19 protein-coding genes are annotated in these 18301 nt (G+C 64.5%); 5 read left to right on the forward strand and 14 right to left on the reverse strand.

The genetic code is table 11. The features are described from left to right. Positions 1-183: 183 nt before the first annotated feature. From AC3IYG_RS11525 to nudE, 3 genes are all read left to right on the forward strand, one after another. Complete coding sequence (locus AC3IYG_RS11525) at positions 184-1227, forward strand: 3-ketosteroid-9-alpha-monooxygenase, oxygenase component (protein ID WP_489308500.1); 1044 nt, start codon at positions 184-186, stop codon at positions 1225-1227. Between the two features lie 174 nt (positions 1228-1401). Next, a complete protein-coding gene (locus AC3IYG_RS11530) occupies positions 1402-2532 on the forward strand; it encodes a helix-turn-helix transcriptional regulator (protein ID WP_489308502.1) in 1131 nt (376 codons plus the stop codon). A gap of 209 nt (positions 2533-2741) precedes the next feature. Then, entirely contained in the window at positions 2742-3290 is a 549-nt protein-coding gene (gene nudE, locus AC3IYG_RS11535; RefSeq protein WP_489308504.1) for an ADP compounds hydrolase NudE, read from the forward strand. A gap of 480 nt (positions 3291-3770) precedes the next feature. Here the strand turns inward: nudE and AC3IYG_RS11540 are convergent, their stop codons facing one another. The 5 genes from AC3IYG_RS11540 to AC3IYG_RS11560 form a co-directional block, all read right to left on the reverse strand. Next, positions 3771-4229 carry a hypothetical protein gene (locus AC3IYG_RS11540; RefSeq protein ID WP_489308505.1) on the reverse strand — a complete coding sequence of 153 codons (459 nt, stop codon included), beginning with the start codon at positions 4227-4229 and terminating at the stop codon, positions 3771-3773. A 276-nt stretch (positions 4230-4505) separates the two neighbouring features. Next, positions 4506-5540: a 4-hydroxy-2-oxovalerate aldolase gene (gene dmpG / locus AC3IYG_RS11545; protein ID WP_489308506.1), complete on the reverse strand. Its 1035-nt coding sequence runs from the start codon at positions 5538-5540 to the stop codon at positions 4506-4508. Positions 5541-5554: 14 nt separating this feature from the next. Further along, entirely contained in the window at positions 5555-6463 is a 909-nt protein-coding gene (locus AC3IYG_RS11550) for an acetaldehyde dehydrogenase (acetylating) (RefSeq protein ID WP_489308508.1), read from the reverse strand. Between the two features lie 2 nt (positions 6464-6465). Then, positions 6466-7257 (reverse strand): fumarylacetoacetate hydrolase family protein, encoded by a 792-nt coding sequence (locus AC3IYG_RS11555; protein ID WP_489308510.1) that lies wholly within the window; start codon positions 7255-7257, stop codon positions 6466-6468. Then, positions 7254-8099 carry an alpha/beta fold hydrolase gene (locus AC3IYG_RS11560; RefSeq protein ID WP_489308512.1) on the reverse strand — a complete coding sequence of 282 codons (846 nt, stop codon included), beginning with the start codon at positions 8097-8099 and terminating at the stop codon, positions 7254-7256. Before AC3IYG_RS11560 ends, AC3IYG_RS11555 begins: the two co-directional genes overlap by 4 nt. Before the next feature lie 242 nt (positions 8100-8341). On the opposite strand from AC3IYG_RS11560, the gene AC3IYG_RS11565 reads away from it, so the two are divergent. Next, on the forward strand, positions 8342-9127 hold the full coding sequence (locus tag AC3IYG_RS11565; RefSeq protein ID WP_489308514.1) for an SDR family oxidoreductase: 786 nt from the start codon (positions 8342-8344) through the stop codon (positions 9125-9127). Positions 9128-9129: 2 nt separating this feature from the next. After that, positions 9130-9621, forward strand: coding sequence for an SRPBCC family protein (locus AC3IYG_RS11570; protein WP_489308515.1), 492 nt, complete (start codon positions 9130-9132; stop codon positions 9619-9621). A 178-nt stretch (positions 9622-9799) separates the two neighbouring features. Here the strand turns inward: AC3IYG_RS11570 and AC3IYG_RS11575 are convergent, their stop codons facing one another. From AC3IYG_RS11575 to AC3IYG_RS11615, 9 genes are all read right to left on the reverse strand, one after another. Further along, positions 9800-10237 (reverse strand): nuclear transport factor 2 family protein, encoded by a 438-nt coding sequence (locus tag AC3IYG_RS11575; protein WP_489308517.1) that lies wholly within the window; start codon positions 10235-10237, stop codon positions 9800-9802. Next, on the reverse strand, positions 10234-10623 hold the full coding sequence (locus AC3IYG_RS11580; RefSeq protein WP_489308518.1) for a steroid Delta-isomerase: 390 nt from the start codon (positions 10621-10623) through the stop codon (positions 10234-10236). The genes AC3IYG_RS11575 and AC3IYG_RS11580 overlap by 4 nt, the downstream gene beginning before the upstream one ends. Positions 10624-10634: 11 nt before the next feature. Beyond that, a complete protein-coding gene (locus AC3IYG_RS11585) occupies positions 10635-11837 on the reverse strand; it encodes an acetyl-CoA C-acyltransferase (RefSeq protein WP_489308520.1) in 1203 nt (400 codons plus the stop codon). Positions 11838-11970: 133 nt separating this feature from the next. Next, a complete protein-coding gene (locus AC3IYG_RS11590) occupies positions 11971-12429 on the reverse strand; it encodes a MaoC family dehydratase (protein ID WP_489308522.1) in 459 nt (152 codons plus the stop codon). Positions 12430-12431: 2 nt separating this feature from the next. Continuing rightward, positions 12432-13214 (reverse strand): SDR family oxidoreductase, encoded by a 783-nt coding sequence (locus tag AC3IYG_RS11595; protein ID WP_489308524.1) that lies wholly within the window; start codon positions 13212-13214, stop codon positions 12432-12434. A gap of 22 nt (positions 13215-13236) precedes the next feature. Continuing rightward, on the reverse strand, positions 13237-14430 hold the full coding sequence (locus AC3IYG_RS11600; protein ID WP_489308526.1) for an acyl-CoA dehydrogenase family protein: 1194 nt from the start codon (positions 14428-14430) through the stop codon (positions 13237-13239). Further along, positions 14427-15614, reverse strand: coding sequence for an acyl-CoA dehydrogenase family protein (locus AC3IYG_RS11605; RefSeq protein WP_489308528.1), 1188 nt, complete (start codon positions 15612-15614; stop codon positions 14427-14429). Before AC3IYG_RS11605 ends, AC3IYG_RS11600 begins: the two co-directional genes overlap by 4 nt. Before the next feature lie 389 nt (positions 15615-16003). Then, complete coding sequence (locus AC3IYG_RS11610) at positions 16004-16879, reverse strand: SDR family oxidoreductase (RefSeq protein ID WP_489308530.1); 876 nt, start codon at positions 16877-16879, stop codon at positions 16004-16006. A 157-nt stretch (positions 16880-17036) separates the two neighbouring features. Further along, positions 17037-18185 carry an acetyl-CoA C-acetyltransferase gene (locus AC3IYG_RS11615; RefSeq protein ID WP_489308532.1) on the reverse strand — a complete coding sequence of 383 codons (1149 nt, stop codon included), beginning with the start codon at positions 18183-18185 and terminating at the stop codon, positions 17037-17039. Positions 18186-18301 lie beyond the last annotated feature (116 nt).

An 18301-nucleotide genomic window follows, 5' to 3' on the forward strand; every position in this document is an offset into this window, starting at 1 on the left:
TGCCAACTCCCGCCGATTGTTCCAATGGCGCCAGTAGAGCCGTCTGCGCAATAGCGGCCATCGTCCGTTCAGACGATGCCCTCAGCTACAGACATTGCAGAATCCATACCGTGCAAAAGCGCTGCCCAAGGTTTGCCTGAACCTGCGGCAGCCCAATCAGGAACGCCTCCGGAGAACAACAAGATGAGCACCCTGCACCGCATCGAAACGAAACAACTGGAAGACCGTTACGCCCGTGGCTGGCACTGCCTTGGCCTGGCCGCCCAGTACCGCGACGGCAAGGCCCATCGCCTGGACGTGTTCGGCACCCGCCTGGTGGCCTTCCAGGGCGAGGACGGCGAGCTGAATATCCTCGACGGCTACTGCCCGCATATGGGCGCCGACCTCAGCGAAGGCTGCGTCGAGGGCAACTCGCTGCGTTGCCCCTTCCACGCCTGGCGCTGGGGCGCCGACGGGGTGTGCGACGACATCCCCTATGCCAAGCGCATCCCGCCACGGGCCAAGATCAAGAGCTGGCCGATCCTGGTGGAGAACCAGCTGCTGTTCGTCTGGAACGACCCCGAGGGCAACCCGCCGATCGCCGAGCAGCGGATTCCGCGCATCGCCGCCAGCTTCGACGACGAATGGGCCGACTGGGAAGTGGCCGAGCTGCAGATTTCGACCAACTGCCGCGAACTGATCGACAACGTCGCCGATATGGCGCACTTCGGCACGGTGCATGGCGCCCCGGTGGAGGAGTTCAGCAACGTCTTCGAAGGGCATATGGCGACCCAGATCATGCGTGCGCGCAGCGAGCGCCTGTCCGGCGACAGCGAGCTGAGCACCGTGGCCACCTACTTCGGCCCGGCCTACCAGATCACCGAAATGACCGGCGAGATGGCCGGCCAGCCGATCCATTCGATCCTGCTCAACTGCCACGTGCCCATCGACCTGCACAGCTTCACCCTGCGCTATGGCGTGCTGGTGAAAAAGATTCCCGGTCTCAGCGACGAGCAGAACAGCGCCATGGCCAAGGCTTACGTGCAGCAGGCGCAAGCGGCCTTCTATGAAGACGTGGCGATCTGGCACAGCAAGACCCGCGTCGACAACCCGTTGCTGTGCGACGGCGACGGCCCGGTCTATCAGCTGCGCAAGTGGTACCAGCAGTTCTACAACGACGTCGCCGAACTGCCGGCCGAGGTCAGCGAGCGCAAGGCTTTCAGCGTACGCGCGCGCGAATTCGCCTGAGCACCCGGTCAGGGCTAACCTTACTAGAGCACATTGAAAACAGCGCCTGAGTCAGGATGGCGGCGCGCCCTGCCGCCATCCGTCAACCTCTCTGCCCAGGGCGTTGCACTCAGCAGAAGGCGGCGCTTATGCTCGGTGTCCGTTACAGCATAAAAATAAAAAACGGTACCCCTTATGGCTCGCACCCTCAGTCTCGAAACCTTCAGTGAGATGCTCGGCAACCTCTACCAGGGGCCACTGGAAAGCATTCCTTGGGCGACTTTTCTCAACCAGCTCAACCTGTATCTGGACAGCAAGTACGTGACCTTCATCCTGCGCCCACCGAGCGCACATGTGGATGGGTTGATGGTGAACACCAACGGTACCTCGGCCGAGGCTACCGCCTCCTACAACAAGCACTTTTTCGCCCTCGACCCCTTCGTCGACCTGCCCAACCGGCAAGTCGTCACCCTTGAGGAGTTCGTCTCCAAAGACGACTGGCTGAACTCCGAGTTCTACAAGAATTTTCTCGAACCGGTGGATGTCTTCCATATCATCGGCGCCGATATCAACACCTGCGACGGTGCACAATGTCGCATCCGCATCAGCCGTGGGCGCAGCAGCCCACCCTTCAACAACGAAGACAAGGCCCTGCTGGCGCAGTTCGTCCCGCACCTGGAACGCTCGATCAAGATCCACATGCAGCTCAACCGCATCGAGACCGAACGCAACCTCTACGCCGGTGCGGTCGATCAGATGGCGGTCGGCACCATCATTCTCGACGAGGCAGGCAAGGTGCTGCAGACCAACCAGGTCGCCGACCGCCTGATCCAGGACAAGGACGGCCTCAAGCTGGTCAACGACGGCCTGCAAGTCGGCACCGCCCGCGACACCCAGGAATTCCGCCGGCTGGTGAAACAGTCCCTGCTCTCGCAGAAAAGCAGCAACCCCTCGGTGGTCGAGGCCCTGCGCGTGCAGCGGCCGTCCGGGCGGGCGGATCTGGGCATCATCGTGCGCTCGGTGCCGCTGTCGGCCTGGAGCGAAGGCAAGCAATGCCCGGCGGTGGTGATCTTTATCAGCGACCCGGAGCAGCAATCCAGCGCCCCCCAGGAAATCGTCAGGGCGCTGTTCGACTTCACCCCGGCCGAGACCCAACTGGCCATGCTGCTGGCCAACGGCCTGACCCTCGACGAAGCCTCGGAAGAGCTGGGCATCAGCCGCAACACCGCGCGCGCGCACCTGCGTTCGACCTTCTCCAAGACCGGCGTGACCCGCCAGACCATGCTGGTCCGGCTGATCCTGCGCAGCGTGGCAACCCTCGGCTAATCCCCCACGCGTGCGCTGACCATCCACAAAAAGCAAAGCGCCTAGGGCGTACTCGCGAAGCAGTACGCCATTTCGAACGGCGGACTGTTCGCTACGCTCCTGAGTCCGCCCTACGCCCTTGTAGTAGTCCGCTTGGACGATGGCGACATACGCGTCGACGCGCACAGTGCGCTAACCAAAGCGCCATCCTCAGGCGCAGGGGCCTTGCCATGCGGACCTGTCCGACCATCCTGAAAACCGAACTGCTGGCCGAAAGCGGCTATTTCCAGATCGAGGCCCTGCACCTGCAATTCAGCAACGGCCAGCAACGCGTCTACGAACGCCTGCGCGGCACCGGCTACCGCTCGGTGATGCTGGTGGCGCTGCCCGATCCCGAACACGTGCTGCTGGTGCGCGAATACGCGGTGGGCGTGGAAGCCAAGGTACTGGGCCTGCCCAAGGGCGGTGCCGAGCCGGACGAGGATTACCTGCAAGCGGCACAACGCGAGCTGATAGAGGAAGTCGGCCTGCGCGCCGAACGCCTCACCGAACTGGGTGAATTGACCCTGGCGCCCGGCCATCTGTGCCACCGCTATCGGGTGGTACTCGCCGAAGACCTGAGCCCCTGCTACCTGCCCGGCGACGAACCCGAACCGCTGGATCTCATCCGCCTGCCGCTGGCGCAGATTCCCGACCTGGTCGCCCGTGGTGAGCTGCATGAAGCCCGCGCCATTGCCGCGCTGTTCATGGCCCTGGGCGCCCTCGCCCGCCGCACCTGAAGAGCATGCACAAGACCGCTAATCGGCTCGCCGGGCATCTAGTCCATTCGGACGAGGCCCGCCGCCAACCCCCCTTCTAAGGTGGCTCTACAACAACAAAGCCTAGCGCCAGCCGCAGCGAGATCGCCTGACTGCGGCGGCCCATAGATGCCGAGGCCCATCATGAAAAGAACCACGCTAGCCCTGCTGATCCTCATCTGCGCCAGTAGCGCGACAACCCTCGGCCTGCTGCTGAAGGATCAACCATACCGTCTGGCGGGGATGGCTACCTGCCAGGCGTACATAGGCACTTGTCATATGCCGGCGCCTTCCATCCACCAACTGCTGCCCTGAAAACTGGCTCTCCAGATAAACCTCAGGCCCTCCCGAGCTATCGTGTCGTTGGCGCAGGAAACGAGGGTCGTAGGCTGGGTAGAGCCGCTTCTAGCGAAACCCAGCCTACAAACTACGATAGGCAAACGAATTAAGCAGACAGGCTACTCACTCATCGGAAGCTTCGCTGTCCTCGCCGTCGTCCGTCTCACTTTCATCATGTTTGGAAGTGGCCGCTTCGGCATTCTGCAAACCCTGCGCGGCAGCGTCGGCCGCAGGCGTCGTACCCACCACGTCCGTAGCCTTGGCCAGCCCCGTGGTTTCCTTCGAGGTTGCGGCAGCCGAGGTCGCCGCCCCATGCCCCACGCTATGGCCCGCCTCGTGACCGGCCCCCTGCCCCGCTCCATGCCCACTGCCACCACCATGGCCACCACCATGGCCGCCGCCACCACCATGGCCGCCACCGCCACCTCCACCTCCGCCACCACCACCACCACCACCACCACCACCACCACCGTCTTTGGCATAGGCGGAGCCAATCAGCAGGTGGGCGTTAGGAATCACAGCGGACGACAGCAGCATCAGCGCGCTAGCCGAGACTGCTAGAAATGTTTTCCTCTTCAGCATGGCAAAGCTCTCCACGGGCTAAGGTCATGTTCGCCGAACGCGCCCGAATGGGCTCAGGCGCAACACCGGTGAGTCTATACCGGTCGCCCCGGGAGCCCGTCGCAAGCAGACATACGGGCTCGCGCAAAGCGTGAAGGACTACGCAATCCCATCGTCTTCTGCCGTATCGCACAAGACAGCCGCGCTCAGTTGCGTAGGGTGGAAAATCCGCAAAGCGGTTTTCCACCATGGGGCGTCCTGGCTGCTTCGCGGGTGGATCAAAGAACGTTATCCACCCTACGTCGGCAACACGCCCCGCGCCCGTGACAGGGTCAGCGCCAGGTCTTCGATCATGTCTTCCTGACCGCCGACCGTACCGCGTCGACCCAACTCCACCAGCAGTTCGCGGGCGGAGATGCCGTATTTCTGTTCGGCGCGCTTGGCGAACAACAGGAAGGAGCTGTAAACCCCGGCATAGCCCAGGGTCAGAGCATCGCGGTCGAGACGGATCGGCTGGTCCATCATCGGCACCACCAGATCTTCAGCGACATCCATGATCGCGTAGAGATCCACGCCGCTCTCTACCCCCATGCGTTTGAGCACCGCGACGAACACCTCCAGCGGCGTGTTGCCGGCCCCGGCCCCAAGGCCCGCGACCGAGCCGTCGATACGCGCGGCGCCTGCTTCGATGGCTGCCAGGGAGTTGGCGATGGCCATGCCCATATTGTGGTGGCCATGGAAGCCGACCTGGGTCTCGGGGCGCAGCTCGGCACGCAGCAGGCCGATCTTCTGGCTGACCTCATCCGGCAGCATGTAGCCGGCCGAATCGGTGCAGTAGATGCAGTTGGCGCCGAAACTCTCCATCAAGCGTGCCTGCTCCAGCAGTTTCTCGGCGCTGAGCATGTGCGCCATCATCAGGAAGCCGACGGTATCCAGGCCCATCTTCGCGGCCATGCCGATGTGTTGCTGGGAGACGTCCGCCTCGGTGCAGTGGGTCGCCACGCGAATGGTGGAAACCCCATGCTCGTGGGCCATCTTCAGATGCTCGAGGGTGCCGATGCCCGGCAGCAACAGCGCGGAAATCTTCGCCTGTTTCATCAGCGGCACCACTGCGGCGAAATACTCTTCGTCGCTATGGGCCGGGAAGCCGTAATTCAGCGAGGCGCCGCCCAGGCCATCGCCGTGGGTGACCTCGATCAGCGGGATACCGGCGGCATCCAGGCCGCTGGCGACCTTGACCATTTCCTCCAGGGATATCTGATGACGCTTGGCGTGCATGCCATCGCGCAGACTCATATCGTGGAGGGTGACGCTCTTACCATGCAGGTTCATGAATTTCTCTCCACTTAGCGGGCGGGCAATTGAAGCGCGCCGTTGTGCGCCTCTTCGGCAAACATCTCGGCGGTACGCAGGCCGGCGGCGGTCATGATGTCGAGGTTGCCGGCGGACTTGGGCAGGTAGTCGCCGAGCCCTTCGACCTCGATAAAGATCGAGACCTTGTTACCGTCGAAGATCGGCCCGTTGATCAGCTTGTAGCCCGGCACATAGCGCTGCACGTCCTTGACCATGGCGTACACCGACTCGGTGATGGCCGCACGATCCGGCTCGCCTTCGGTCAGGCAGTGAATGGTGTCGCGCATCATCAGCGGCGGCTCGGCCGGGTTGATCACGATGATCGCCTTGCCGCGCCTGGCACCGCCGATCTGCTCCACCGCACCGGAGGTGGTGCGGGTGAATTCATCGATGTTCTGCCGGGTGCCCGGCCCTACCGAGCCGGAGGACACGGTGGCGACGATTTCGCCGTAGCTCACCGGCTGCACCCGCGATACGGCGGCGACCATGGGGATGGTGGCCTGGCCACCGCAGGTGACCATGTTGACGTTCATTGCGAGGGTTTCGGCGTGCGCCTTGAGGTTCACCGGCGGCACGCAAAAGGGGCCGATGGCTGCCGGCGTGAGGTCGATCATGATCACCCCCAGTTCGTTCAGCTTGCGGCTGTTCTCGGCATGCACATAGGCCGAAGTGGCGTCGAAGGCGATGCGGATATCGTCGTCCAGCACATGCGGCAGCAGGCCGTCGACGCCCGCGGCGGTGGTCTTCAAGCCGAACTCACGGGCGCGCTTGAGGCCCTCGGATTCGGGGTCGACGCCGACCATCCAGACCGGCTCGATCCATTCCGAGCGGCGCATTTTCATCAGCAGATCAGTGCCGATATTGCCCGGCCCGATGATCACGGCTTTGAGTTTCTTGCTCATTGTCACTCCTCGAAGGACACCTGGGCGCTGCCCAGGCCGTCGATAGTCAGGGAAAAGCGATCGCCGGCCGTTACCGGCTCCAGCGGCACCAGCGAACCGGACAGGATGATTTCACCGGCCTTGAACGGAATTCCGAACTGGCCGAGGGTGTTGGCCAGCCAGGCCACGGCGGTCAGCGGGTTGCCCTGCACCGCAGAGCCGAAACCTTCGCTGATCTGGGCGCCGTTCTTGAACACCTGCATGCGCAGGTTCGGCAGGTCCAGCTCACGCGGGTCGCGGCGCTGATCGCCGAGCACGAACACACCGCAGGAGGCGTTGTCCGCCACGGTGTCCTGAATGCGGATACGCCAGCCCTGAATGCGCGAATCGACGATCTCGAAGCACGGCATTACGCACTCCGTAGCGTCCAGCACGTCCTGTTCGGTGATGCCGGGGCCGACCAGGTCATGCTTGAGCAGAAAGGCGATCTCGCCCTCGGCCCGTGGCTGGATCAGCTTGTTGGCCGAGAGGGAAATCGCCGCGCCCTCGGCGAACCACATCTGCCGGGTGAGGAAGCCGAAGTCCGGTTGATGCACGTCGAGCATCTGCTGCACGGCCTTGGAGGTGACGCCGATCTTCTTGCCGACGATGGCGTCGCCGGCCGCCACCCGTTGCTCAACGACCTGCAGGGAGATGTAGTAGGCGTCCTCGATGCTGATCTGCGGCCAACGCGTGGTCAGCGGTTGCAAGGTGGTGCCGCTGCTCAGGGCCTGGTACAGCTCGGCGCCATGCTGACGGCGCAGGTCCTGGCTCATGGCTTGGCCTCCACGAGGAAGTCCAGACACTGGCGATTGAACAGCTCGCGGTGCTCGACCATCACCCAATGCCCACACTCGCTGAGCATGACGAAGCGGATGTGACGGCAGGCTTCGAGCATCGTTTGCGCGCCGGACGATGGACAGAACTTGTCGTTGATGCCCCAGAAACCGAGGATCGGGCACTGCAACTCGCCCAGGCGGCTGGCCAGGTTCGGCACCTGCATGCTCGACAGTACGCAGCGCGGTTGCTGCCGGACCACGGCAACTCGCTCGTCGACAGTTTCAGCGCTGATCAGCGCCGGGTCGAACAGTTGCAGACTGAGCAGCCGGCGCATGCCCGCCGCATCGTTCAGCTCGCCGGCGGCGAAGGCCGCACCCATCTTCTGGATGCCTTCCATCTGCAGGTAGTACTGCTCTTTCTCCATCAGCCCGCCCGGCGCCATCAGCAGCAGCTTGCTGACCCGCGCCGGCTGGTCCAGCGCCAGCTTGATGGCGATGGCGCCGCCCAGGGAGTTGCCGACCAGCACGCAGCGCTGGATATCCAGGGCATCCAGCAGGCCGCTCAGGGCGGTGACGAAGAAGTCCAGGCTGTAAATGGTTTCCGGTTTATCCGAAGCGCCGTAACCCGGCAGGTCCGGGACTATGACGCGGTAGCCGGCAGCGGCGAACTGCGGGTAGTTCTGCTTGAAATTGCTCTGGCCGCTGGCGCCGGGGCCACTGCCGTGGATAAAGATCACCGGCTCGCCCGCGCCAGCCTCCTGCTCCGCTGCACTATCCAGATAGTGCAGCTGCAAACCATCCGGCAGCATGACGAAACGCCCTTGCGCTAATGCCCCCATGGGGTGTCCTCCTCGGCCTGTTGTTGTGTCGGGATTATTCCGGGGCCCCTCAGGTGCAACATCGTCCGACAGGACTACGCCGGCGCATCCCTGCGACGCCGAGCGTCGCAAGCGGCGTTACCACGCGGAGCGTGGGAACGATCAAATGACATGCAGGCCACGTCCTAGTCTGCTTGGACGTAGGCGCCGACCGCGCCGCGCACTAGCCTCGCGCTCATCCACGACTGACGAGCGAGACGACGATGCACGACCCGATGGATTTTCGCGGCAAGGTGGTACTGGTGACCGGCGGCGGCAAGGGTGTCGGCCGTGGCATCAGCCGGCGCTTTCTCGAATGCGGCGCCGAGGTGGTGATCTGCGGGCGCGAAGCACCGCCGACGCTGCCCGAACACGACGGCCGCCAGGCGCTGTTCCTGCCCTGTGATCTGCGCGATTGGGAGCAGGCCGTGCGTCTGATCGACACCCTGGTCGAACGCTTCGGCCGCCTCGATGTGCTGGTCAACAACGCCGGCGGCGCCCCCAACGCGGATGCCGCCACGGCCTCGCCGCGTTTCTCCGAATCGATCATCCGTCTCAACCTGCTGGCGCCACTGAACCTCTGCCAACTGGCCAACCGGGTGATGCAGGCACAGGCCGAGGGCGGCGCTATCATCAATATCTGCAGCGTCAGCGCCACCCGCCCCTCCCCCGGCACCGCCGCTTACGGCGCGGCCAAGGCCGGGCTGCTCAACCTGACCCGTTCGCTGGCGGTAGAGTGGGCGCCGAAGGTGCGGGTCAATGCGGTGACCGCCGGGCTGATCCGCACCGAACAGGCCGAGCTGCACTATGGCGATCAGGCCGGCCTCGCCCGAGTCGCGGCGACCATCCCCTTGCAACGCCTGGCCGAGCCGGAAGATATCGGCGACACCTGCCTGTACCTGGCCTCGACCTTGGCGCGCTATGTCAGCGGTGCCGATATCGGCGTGCATGGCGGCGGTGAACGCCCGGCTTTTCTCGACGCGCCCAGACCAATTGATTGGAGCAATTAGCAATGCCTTCACACGCCAGCCATAGCCTGCTGATCGACCTGCCCCTCGAACAGGTCTGGAGCACGTTGCGCGACCTGACCCTGGCCCCGCATTACGTGCCAGACCTGACCGGCTGCCAGTTGCATCCAGGCCCGCAGGAAGGCCTGGGCGCCAGCCGCCGGGTGTTCCAGAAGAACGGCCAATGGCTGGATGAAACGGTCAGCGAGTGGCATGAGGGCGAGGGTTTCCTGATCCGCCTGCATCGCGGGGAAAAAGGCGCACCGGCACCCTTTCGCGAGGCCTGGTTCCGCTACGCCATCGCCCCGGCCGGTGAGCGCACCGTCTTCACGGCCAGCCTGATTTATCAACCGGCGGGTGGCGTGCTCGGCCAGCTTCTGGATCGTCTGCTGCTCAAGCGCGCACTGAACAAAGTCGTGGCGCAAATAGCGCTGAACATGAAGGCGTTCTATGAGACCGGCGAGACGCGCAATCCGGCGTTCCCGCCGCGCCGCTGAGCGTAGAGGCGAACGCCAATCCCAGCCGTGCAGCGGCGATGTGGCAGATATCCATCGCGGATGAATCCACTCCCACAGGCGCGCGGTGCTGCGGCTGCTTGTGTGGGGGCGGATTTATCCGCGACAGGTCGTTCAAGGTAGCGCCTACAAAACCCTAACCCCGGTCTTTTCGACGCACTCAGCCAGCACTGCTGCTCTGCGAATGCGCGCTGAAGCGCGTCTCGACTATCTTCCAGCCCTGCTCAGTCAACCGATAACGATCCTGGTAAATACCACCGAGCTGACGGGTGGCGCCGCTGTTGGCGTCGATATTGAAATACCAGAGTGCCCAACGCGCCGACGCCTCGGTCGCCGACAACAACTCGATCTCCGGATTGGCGCCATGGTGCAGGTCGATCACCGACTCATGGCAGGCCAGTTCCTGGTACAGCGCGACGAAACGTTCGCGCTCGCGAAAAAGTCCCAGCGGGCCATAGTCGATAAGGATCTCGCCCTCGGCGAAGCAGTCGCGAATGCACTCGACCTCCTTCAGATCACAGGCATTCAAGTAGCGGTGCTTCAGTTGGCGGATCGCCTCAAGCGACTCCAGGCGGGCGATGCGCTGCTCCAGGCTCATGCCTCACCTCGCCGTTCCAGGTTGGCTTCGCTCCAGTAGGCCTTCATCGAGCGGATCTTGCCGTCGGCGTCGAACTCCATTACGTCGATCACCTGGATCGAGCACAGCTGCCCGCCCCAGTTCAGATCGACGCGAAACGGCATGGCGCCGCAACCATTCACCGTGGCCCGTACCGGGCCGGTCAAGGTGGCCGTGGCATTGGTCTTGCCGAGCCCCTCGCGGTAGAAGGTCGCGATAGCGGCAATGCCGACAATCGGTGCCTGGCCTACCGGGTCTTCCACCACCGCGTCCGTCGCGTAGAGCGCGACTATGCCGTCGATATCCCCGGCATCCACCAGTTCGACATAACGCGCCATGGTCTGCTGCACCTGTTCCGGCTTGATCATCTCCATCCTCCCTACACCACTTCGAAAAGCGCGGCGGCGCCCATGCCACCGCCGATGCACATGCTCACCACCACATAACGCAGGCCACGGCGTTTACCCTCGATCAGCGCATGGCCGACCATGCGCGCGCCGGACATGCCGAACGGGTGGCCGATGGAAATGGCGCCGCCGTTGACGTTCAGTCGCTCGTCCGGGATGCCCAGGGTGTCGCGGCAATAGAGCACCTGGCAGGCGAAGGCCTCGTTGAGTTCCCAGAGGCCGATGTGGTCCATCGTCAGGCCATGGCGCTTGAGCAGCTTGGGGATCGCATAAACCGGGCCGATGCCCATCTCGTCGGCGTTGCAGCCAGCCACCGCCAAGCCGCGGTAGATGCCCAGCGGCTCCAGGCCCTTCTGCTCGGCCAGCTTGGCGCTCATCAACACCGAGGCCGAGGCACCGTCGGACAACTGCGAAGCGTTGCCGGCGGTGATGAAGCGGCCCTGCTGCGTCCACTGCCCGCCCTGCCACACCGGCTCCAGCGCCGCCAGGCTCTCGCGAGTAGTGCTCGCGCGGTTGCACTCGTCGCGGCTCAGGGTCACGGTTTCGTAACGGCTCTCGCCGCTGGCCTTGTCAAAGAACGCCTGCCGGCTGGTCAGCGGTGCCAGTTCCAGGTCGAACAACCCGGCGCTTTGCGCCAGGGCGGTGCGCATCTGGCTGTGGTAGCTGTATTCGTCCTGTTCCTCGCGTGAGATGCCATAACGTGCGGCAACTATCTCGGCAGTCTCGATCATCGGGATATAAGCCGTCGAGTCGAACTCAAGCACCGCATTGGACTGGTTGCGGTAGAGGTTCTTGTGCTTGTTCTGCACCAGCGAGATGGACTCCAGCCCCCCGGCCACGGCGATGTCGATTTCATCGCAGATGATGCCCTTGGCCGCCGTGGCAATGCTCATCAGGCCCGAAGCGCACTGACGCTCCAGGGCCATGCCCGCCACTGTCGAGGGCAACCCGCCGGCAATCGCGCAGAGCCGGCCGAGGTTATAGGACTGGGTGCCCTGCTGCGCGGCTGCACCGATCAACACATCGTCCACTTCGCCCGGTTCGATCCCGGCGCGGCGCACGGCCTCGCGCACCACATGGCCACCCAGCAGGGGCGCCTCGGTATCGTTGAAGGCGCCACGAAACGCCTTACCAATCGGCGTACGGGCGGTGGAGACGATTACGGCTTCTTTCATTTCTGATTCCTCGAATTTTCTGGGCGACCGCCCTCTCCCCCAGCCCCTCTCCCACATGTGGTAGAGGGGAGACAAGCGACTCGTACACCCCCCTCTCCCGTTTGCGGGAGAGGGCTGGGGAGAGGGCTGCGATTTACGCCGGGTAGTAGCGGCTAATGGTGTCCACCACGCAGGCCGGGCGCTCCTCGCCCTCGATCTCGACGCTGACGCGGATGCACGCTTGCACACCGCCTTTGATCTCCTCGACCGACACCAGCTCGGCGCTACCGCGCACGCGGGCGCCGACCTTGAGCACATTGGGGAAGCGCAGGCGGTCGCAACCGTAGTTCACGCCCATGGCGATGCCACGCACCTCGACGATTTGCGGCAGGAACAGGTTGACCAGTGCCAGGCTCAGATAGCCATGGGCGATGCAGGCGCCGAACGGCCCTTGGGCAGCTTTCTCTGGATCGACATGAATCCACTGATGATCGCCAGTGGCCTCGGCGAACAGGTCGATGCGCTGCTGTTCCACCTTCAGCCACTGGCTGACGCCCAGTGCCTGGCCAACCGCCTCGCGCAGGGCGAACGGGGTTTCGAAGACTCGGCTCATGCTCAGGCCCTCTGGCTGGAGACCGACAAGACTTCGCCGGTCATATAGGAGCTGTAATCGCTGGCCAGGAACATCATCACGTTGGCCACCTCCCAGACCTCGGCCGCGCGGCCGAAGGCTTCGCTCGAAGCGAGTTTTTCCAATACCGCTTGCGGCGCGGATTTACGCAGGAAGTCATGCAGGGCGATGCTCGGGCTCACGGCGTTGATGCGGATGCCGTGCTCGGCGGCCTCGACTGCGGCGCAGCGGGTCAGCGCCATTACGCCGGCCTTGGCCGCCGCATAGTGCGATTGCTCTTTCTGCGCGCGCCAGCCAAGTACCGAGGCGTTGTTGACGATGACCCCGGCCTGGCGCTCGATCATCTTCGGCAGCATGGCACGGGTCATGCGCATGGTGCCGGTGAGGGTCACGTCCAGCACACGTTGCCACTCCTCGTCCGGCATCTCCACCAGCAGCCGCGAGCCGCCAAGGCCGGCGTTATTGATCAGCACATCGACGCCGCCCAGATCGCGCTCGGCGACACTCACCAGCGCCTGCACCTGCTGCTCATCGGTAACGTTGCAGACCTGGGTGAACACCTGGTCGAGCCCGGTCTTCTCGCGGATTTTCAGCGCCGCTTCCTGCAGCCGGCCCTCGTGGATATCGCTGATCATCAGCGCCCGGCAACCTTCCTCGGCGGCCCGCAGCGCGGCGGAAAAACCGATGCCCGCGCCCGCAGCGGCGGTGATCAGAACAGACTTGCCGTGCAACAACTGATGCCCGGGCACATAGGTCGGATTGAGCATATTCAGATTCCTCAGGCCAGATTCAGGCGCGAACGCGGGGCTCTTTCGGCATCCCCAGGGCGCGTTCGGCGATGATGTTGCGTTGGATTTCGTTGCTGCCGCCGTAGATCGTGTCGGAGCGGGTGAACAGGTACAGCGACTGCAGGCGGTTGAGCTGGTAAGGCGCGGCCTCGATCAACTCGGCCTCGGCGCCGAGCACATCCATCGCCAGCTTGCCGAGGTTGGCGTGCCAGCTGGACCAGAACAGCTTGTAGATCATCGCGTCCTTGCGCAGCGCCCCATCCTGGGCGCCGGAGAGCATGCGCAGCGAGTTGTAGCGCATGATCCGCAGCCCGCCCCAGGCATCGGCGATACGCTGGCGCAAGATCGGGTCGCGAGCGGCGCCATTGGCTTTGGCGATGGCGATGATCTCGTTCAGCTCATTGTGGAACTGCATCTGCTGACCGAGGGTCGACACGCCACGCTCGAAGCCCAGCAGCGCCATGGCGATCTTCCAGCCCTCGCCGGGCAAACCGACGATATGGCCCGCGGCGGTTTCGGCGTCGTCGAAGAACACCTCGTTGAATTCCGAGGTGCCGGTGAGCTGTTCAATCGGCCGCACGCTGATGCCCGCCTGCGCCATCGGCACCAGCAGGAACGACAGGCCATGGTGACCGACACTGCCGGGCTCGGTGCGGGCAATGACGAAGCACCAGTCGGACTCGTGGGCCAGCGAGGTCCAGACCTTCTGCCCATTGATCCGCCAGGTGCCGCTGGCCTGATCCAAGACTGCGCGGGTCTTGACGTTGGCCAGGTCGGAACCGGCGCCCGGCTCGGAGTAACCCTGGCACCAGAACTCGCTGCCGCTGACGATGCCCGGTAGAAATTTTCGCTGCTGCTCCGCGTTGCCGAAGGCCGCGATGGTCGGCCCGGCCAGGCCCTCGCCGATATGGCCCATGCGCCCCGGCCCACCAGCGCGGGCGTATTCCTCGTGGAAGATCACCTGCTGGCTGATCGACAAGCCGCGCCCGCCGTGCTCCGGCGCCCAGCCGACACAGGTCCAGCCGCCTGCGGCGAGCGTGCGCTCCCAGGCTTTGCGCTCCTCGGGGAACATGTGTTCGTCGCCCGGCCCGCCGCGAAAGCGCAATGGCTCGAACTCCCCGCAAAGGTGGTCCGCCAGCCAGTCGGCGACTTCCTGGCGGAAGCATTCGTCTTGCGCACTGAAACTGATCTTCATGACCGCTCCCCCAATGGCTGTTCGTCCAGCAGCAGGGCGGCGATCCGCTCGCGCTGCAACGCCGGCGCGCCGAGGAAGCCTTCACTGGCGCGGGCGCGTTTGAAATACAGGTGCGGGTCATATTCCCAGGTAAAACCGACGCCGCCGTGCAGCTGGATCGACTCCGCCGCGCAGTGGAAAAACGCCTCGGAGCACTGCGCCTTGGCCAGCGCCGCGGCCAGCGGCAACTCGGCCGCGACCTGTGCGTCGCCCGCCGGATCGAGCAGTTCCTGCGCCACGCAGGCGGCGTAATAAGTCGCCGAACGCGCGCACTCGACCTGCACCATCATGTCCGCCGCGCGGTGCTTGAGGGCCTGGAAGCTGGCGATGGGGCGGCCGAACTGCTGGCGCTCCTGCATATAGGCCACGCTCAGGTCGAGGCTCTGCTGGGCGCCGCCGGTCTGCTCGGCGGCCAAGCCGATACACGCCAGTTGGAGGATGCGTTCGAGTTGCGGCCAGGCAGCGCCAAACCCGCCCATCAGGCAGTCGGCGCCGAGATACACATTGTTCAGCCGCAACCGCGTCTGCCGGCGGGTCTGGTCCATGGTCGGCAACATCTGGCGCTCGACACCCACACTGTCGGCCGCCAGGGCGAACAGGCTGATGCCCGCCTCGCCCGACGAACCGGGAGTTCTGGCGGCGACGATCAGCAGGTCGCAGAGATGCCCGTCGAGCACGTAATTCAGTGTGCCGTTGAGTACGAAACCTTCACCTTCCGCGACTGCGGTAGCCTGCACCGTTTCGGCGTCCCAGCGGTTGGCGCTGGCGAAGGCCAGCGTGCCGGTGGCACTGCCCTCGGCAATGCGTGGCAGCCACTGGCTTTTCTGCCGCTCGCTGCCGGCCAGCAGCAGTGCCGGCGTGGCCAGGCAAGCGGTGGCAAAGAACGGCGAACACAGCAGACGGCGGCCCATCTGCTCCAACAGGATCGCCAGTTCGACATAGCCCAGGCCCAGGCCACCGTATTCTTCGGGGATATGGATGGCCGGCCAGTACATTTCGCCGCATAGGCGTTGCCATAACTCAGTGTCATAGCCCAGCTCGCTGGCCATCGCCGCCCGCACTGCTGCGGAGTCGGACACATCCGCGAGAAAGCTCTCGGCGGACGCGCGAATCATTTCCTGCTCGTCGCTGAACGCAAATTCCATAGGTGCGCCTTTTGCTCGTCTGGCGGGGCGAATACGGCGACGCCCCCTTCGCCAGAGAGTCTGGCGGCTTCGGTTAATGGGGGAATCGTTACCGCTGCCTAGTCCGAATAGACGAGAGCCCATTCAGAGTGCGTATAGCGCGTAGGAGCGGGCCATGCCCGCGATACTTTGGGAGGCTTCGCGGGCATGGCCCGCTCCTACAAAGGACTGTGTGCAGGCATACCTCGACGTAGGTTGGTGCTGAACCGCAGGTGAAGCCCAACAACCGGCCTGCAAGGCCAGGCTTTTAAGTGGGTTGCCGAGCGCAGGGAGTCGCGAGCGACTCCTTGTTGGGCATCGCTGCGCTCAGCGCCAATCTACGGGTCCCCCTAAAATTTCTGGGACTGTATTTAGCTGCCGTACACCTTCTGCGCCGACACGGCCTGGGTCATCAGTTGCCCCACCGCCTCGCCGATCTCGGCGGCCAACCAGCGGCCGCCCTTGTCCAACTCCGGGCCCTTGCGCCAGCCATCGGCGATCGACAGCTTGCCGCCCTCGACCTCGAACATCCGCCCGCTGACCGCCTGCGACGCTTCAGAGCCGAGCCAGACCAGCAGCGGCGCGATGTTTTCCGGGGCGAAGTAGTCGAAGCCCTGCTCCGGCTTCTTCATCACCTCGGCGAACACCTGCTCGGTCATGCCGGTGCGCGCGGCCGGGGCCAGGGCATTGGCGGTGATGCCGTAACGAGCCAGTTCGGCGGCCTGCACCAGGGTCAGGGCGGCGATGCCCCCCTTGGCGGCGGCGTAGTTGGACTGGCCGATGGAACCCTGCAAGCCGGCGCCGGAACTGGTGTTGATGATCCGCGCGCGGACCTGGGCGCCACCCTTGGCCTGTTCGCGCCAGTACTGGACAGCATGGCTGGCGATGCAGAAGTGACCTTTGAGGTGCACCGACATCACCGCATCCCAATCCGCTTCAGTCAGGCTGGCGAACATGCGGTCGCGGCAGATGCCGGCGTTGTTCACCAGCACGTGCAGGGCGCCGAAGCTCTCGACGGCCTGGCGCACGATCAGCGCGGCGTCGGCGTAGTTGGTGATGTCGTGGCTGTTGGCGACCGCCTCGCCGCCCTGGGCGCGGATCTCGGCGACCACGGCTTGCGCCGCCTCGAGCTTGATGTCGTTGACCAGCACTTTCGCGCCTTCAGCCGCGAAGGCCAGCGCATAAGCCTTGCCCAGCCCGCCGCCGGCGCCGGTGATGATCACTACACGGTCTTTGCAGATTGCCATTGTTGTTCTCCGGATATTGATAATTCGCGCCAGCCCGTAGCCCGGAATTCAGTCCGGCTACGAATCAAGATCGCGGGCATGGCCCGCTCCTACAAAATGCCGCCGCGCCATGCTCCCGTAGGAGCGGCCCATGGCTGCGATGCTTGCCTGCCAAGGCTCAGAGTCTTTCGATAATGGTGACGTTCGCCTGGCCGCCACCTTCGCACATGGTCTGCAGGCCGTAGCGCCCGCCGCTGCGTTCCAGTTCGTGGAGCAAGCTGCACATCAGGCGGGTGCCGGTGGCGCCGAGGGGATGGCCGAGGGCGATGGCGCCGCCGTTGACGTTGGTCTGTTCGTGCGGGTAGCCGGTCTCTTTCAGCCAGGCCATGGCCACCGAAGCAAAAGCCTCGTTGATCTCCACCCGGTCGATCTGATCCAGCCTCAAACCGGCGCGTTTGAGCGCGTAAGCGGTAGCCGGGATCGGCGCGGTAAGCATCCAGATCGGGTCTTCGGCGCGCACGCTGAGGTGCTGGATGCGCGCGCGCGGGGTCAGGCCATAGCGCTTCAACGCCGTCTCGGAAACGATCAGCATGGCGCTGGCGGCGTCGCAGGTCTGGCTGGAGACCGCGGCGGTAACCCGATCGCAGCCGAACAAAAAGTCCAGTTCGGCCATCTTCTCCAGGCTGGTCTGGCGCGGGGTTTCGTCATGCTGCACAGCGGCCAGCGGGACGATCTCACGGGCGAAGCGGCCTTCTGCAATGGCACGCAATGCACGCTGGTGGGACTCCAACGAATAGGCTTCCAGATCGGCGCGGGACAGCCCCCACTTCTCGGCGATCATCTGCGCCGCCCTGAACTGGGTCGGCGGCTGCTTGCCGTAGCGCCGCACCCAGCCCTCGGAGCCGGAGAAGGGATCGCTGAACCCCAGCGGTTCGGCGGCGGTCATCGCCGAAGAGATCGGGATCTGCGTCATGGTCTGCACGCCGCCGGCGATCACCACATCCTGGGTACCGCTCATCACCGCCTGCGCGGCGAAATGTACGGCCTGCTGCGATGAACCGCACTGGCGGTCGATGGTGGTGCCCGGCACCTCCTGCGACAACCCGGCCGCCAGCCAGCTGGTACGAGCGATGTCGCCGGCCAGCGGGCCGATGGTGTCGACGCAGCCGAAGATCACATCCTCATACTCATGGTCGGGGATAGCGTTGCGCTCGACCAGCGCGCGCAGCACATGCGCGCCCAGGTCGGCGGCGTGGATGTGGCTCAGGCCACCCTTGCGCCGGCCGGTTGGGGTGCGGACGGCGTCGACTATGTAGGCTTCGGGCATGGGTCAATCTCGTTGAAGTTGGTGGAGTTGGTTTGCCCTCTCCCCAACCCTCTCCTGCAAGCGGGAGAAGGGGCTGTCCGTGCAGAGGTTGAGCTGCTTGTCGCCCCTCTCCCTTC

Source organism: Pseudomonas sp. KH_027 (genome assembly GCF_057838565.1).

Coding starts and splice junctions, on each gene's coding strand:
- AC3IYG_RS11525 (WP_489308500.1), top strand. CDS start 184: ATGAGCACCCTGCACCGCATCGAAACGAAACAACTGGAAGACCGTTAC.
- AC3IYG_RS11530 (WP_489308502.1), top strand. CDS start 1,402: ATGGCTCGCACCCTCAGTCTCGAAACCTTCAGTGAGATGCTCGGCAAC.
- nudE (WP_489308504.1), top strand. CDS start 2,742: ATGCGGACCTGTCCGACCATCCTGAAAACCGAACTGCTGGCCGAAAGC.
- AC3IYG_RS11540 (WP_489308505.1), bottom strand. CDS start 4,229: ATGCTGAAGAGGAAAACATTTCTAGCAGTCTCGGCTAGCGCGCTGATG.
- dmpG (WP_489308506.1), bottom strand. CDS start 5,540: ATGAACCTGCATGGTAAGAGCGTCACCCTCCACGATATGAGTCTGCGC.
- AC3IYG_RS11550 (WP_489308508.1), bottom strand. CDS start 6,463: ATGAGCAAGAAACTCAAAGCCGTGATCATCGGGCCGGGCAATATCGGC.
- AC3IYG_RS11555 (WP_489308510.1), bottom strand. CDS start 7,257: ATGAGCCAGGACCTGCGCCGTCAGCATGGCGCCGAGCTGTACCAGGCC.
- AC3IYG_RS11560 (WP_489308512.1), bottom strand. CDS start 8,099: ATGGGGGCATTAGCGCAAGGGCGTTTCGTCATGCTGCCGGATGGTTTG.
- AC3IYG_RS11565 (WP_489308514.1), top strand. CDS start 8,342: ATGCACGACCCGATGGATTTTCGCGGCAAGGTGGTACTGGTGACCGGC.
- AC3IYG_RS11570 (WP_489308515.1), top strand. CDS start 9,130: ATGCCTTCACACGCCAGCCATAGCCTGCTGATCGACCTGCCCCTCGAA.
- AC3IYG_RS11575 (WP_489308517.1), bottom strand. CDS start 10,237: ATGAGCCTGGAGCAGCGCATCGCCCGCCTGGAGTCGCTTGAGGCGATC.
- AC3IYG_RS11580 (WP_489308518.1), bottom strand. CDS start 10,623: ATGATCAAGCCGGAACAGGTGCAGCAGACCATGGCGCGTTATGTCGAA.
- AC3IYG_RS11585 (WP_489308520.1), bottom strand. CDS start 11,837: ATGAAAGAAGCCGTAATCGTCTCCACCGCCCGTACGCCGATTGGTAAG.
- AC3IYG_RS11590 (WP_489308522.1), bottom strand. CDS start 12,429: ATGAGCCGAGTCTTCGAAACCCCGTTCGCCCTGCGCGAGGCGGTTGGC.
- AC3IYG_RS11595 (WP_489308524.1), bottom strand. CDS start 13,214: ATGCTCAATCCGACCTATGTGCCCGGGCATCAGTTGTTGCACGGCAAG.
- AC3IYG_RS11600 (WP_489308526.1), bottom strand. CDS start 14,430: ATGAAGATCAGTTTCAGTGCGCAAGACGAATGCTTCCGCCAGGAAGTC.
- AC3IYG_RS11605 (WP_489308528.1), bottom strand. CDS start 15,614: ATGGAATTTGCGTTCAGCGACGAGCAGGAAATGATTCGCGCGTCCGCC.
- AC3IYG_RS11610 (WP_489308530.1), bottom strand. CDS start 16,879: ATGGCAATCTGCAAAGACCGTGTAGTGATCATCACCGGCGCCGGCGGC.
- AC3IYG_RS11615 (WP_489308532.1), bottom strand. CDS start 18,185: ATGCCCGAAGCCTACATAGTCGACGCCGTCCGCACCCCAACCGGCCGG.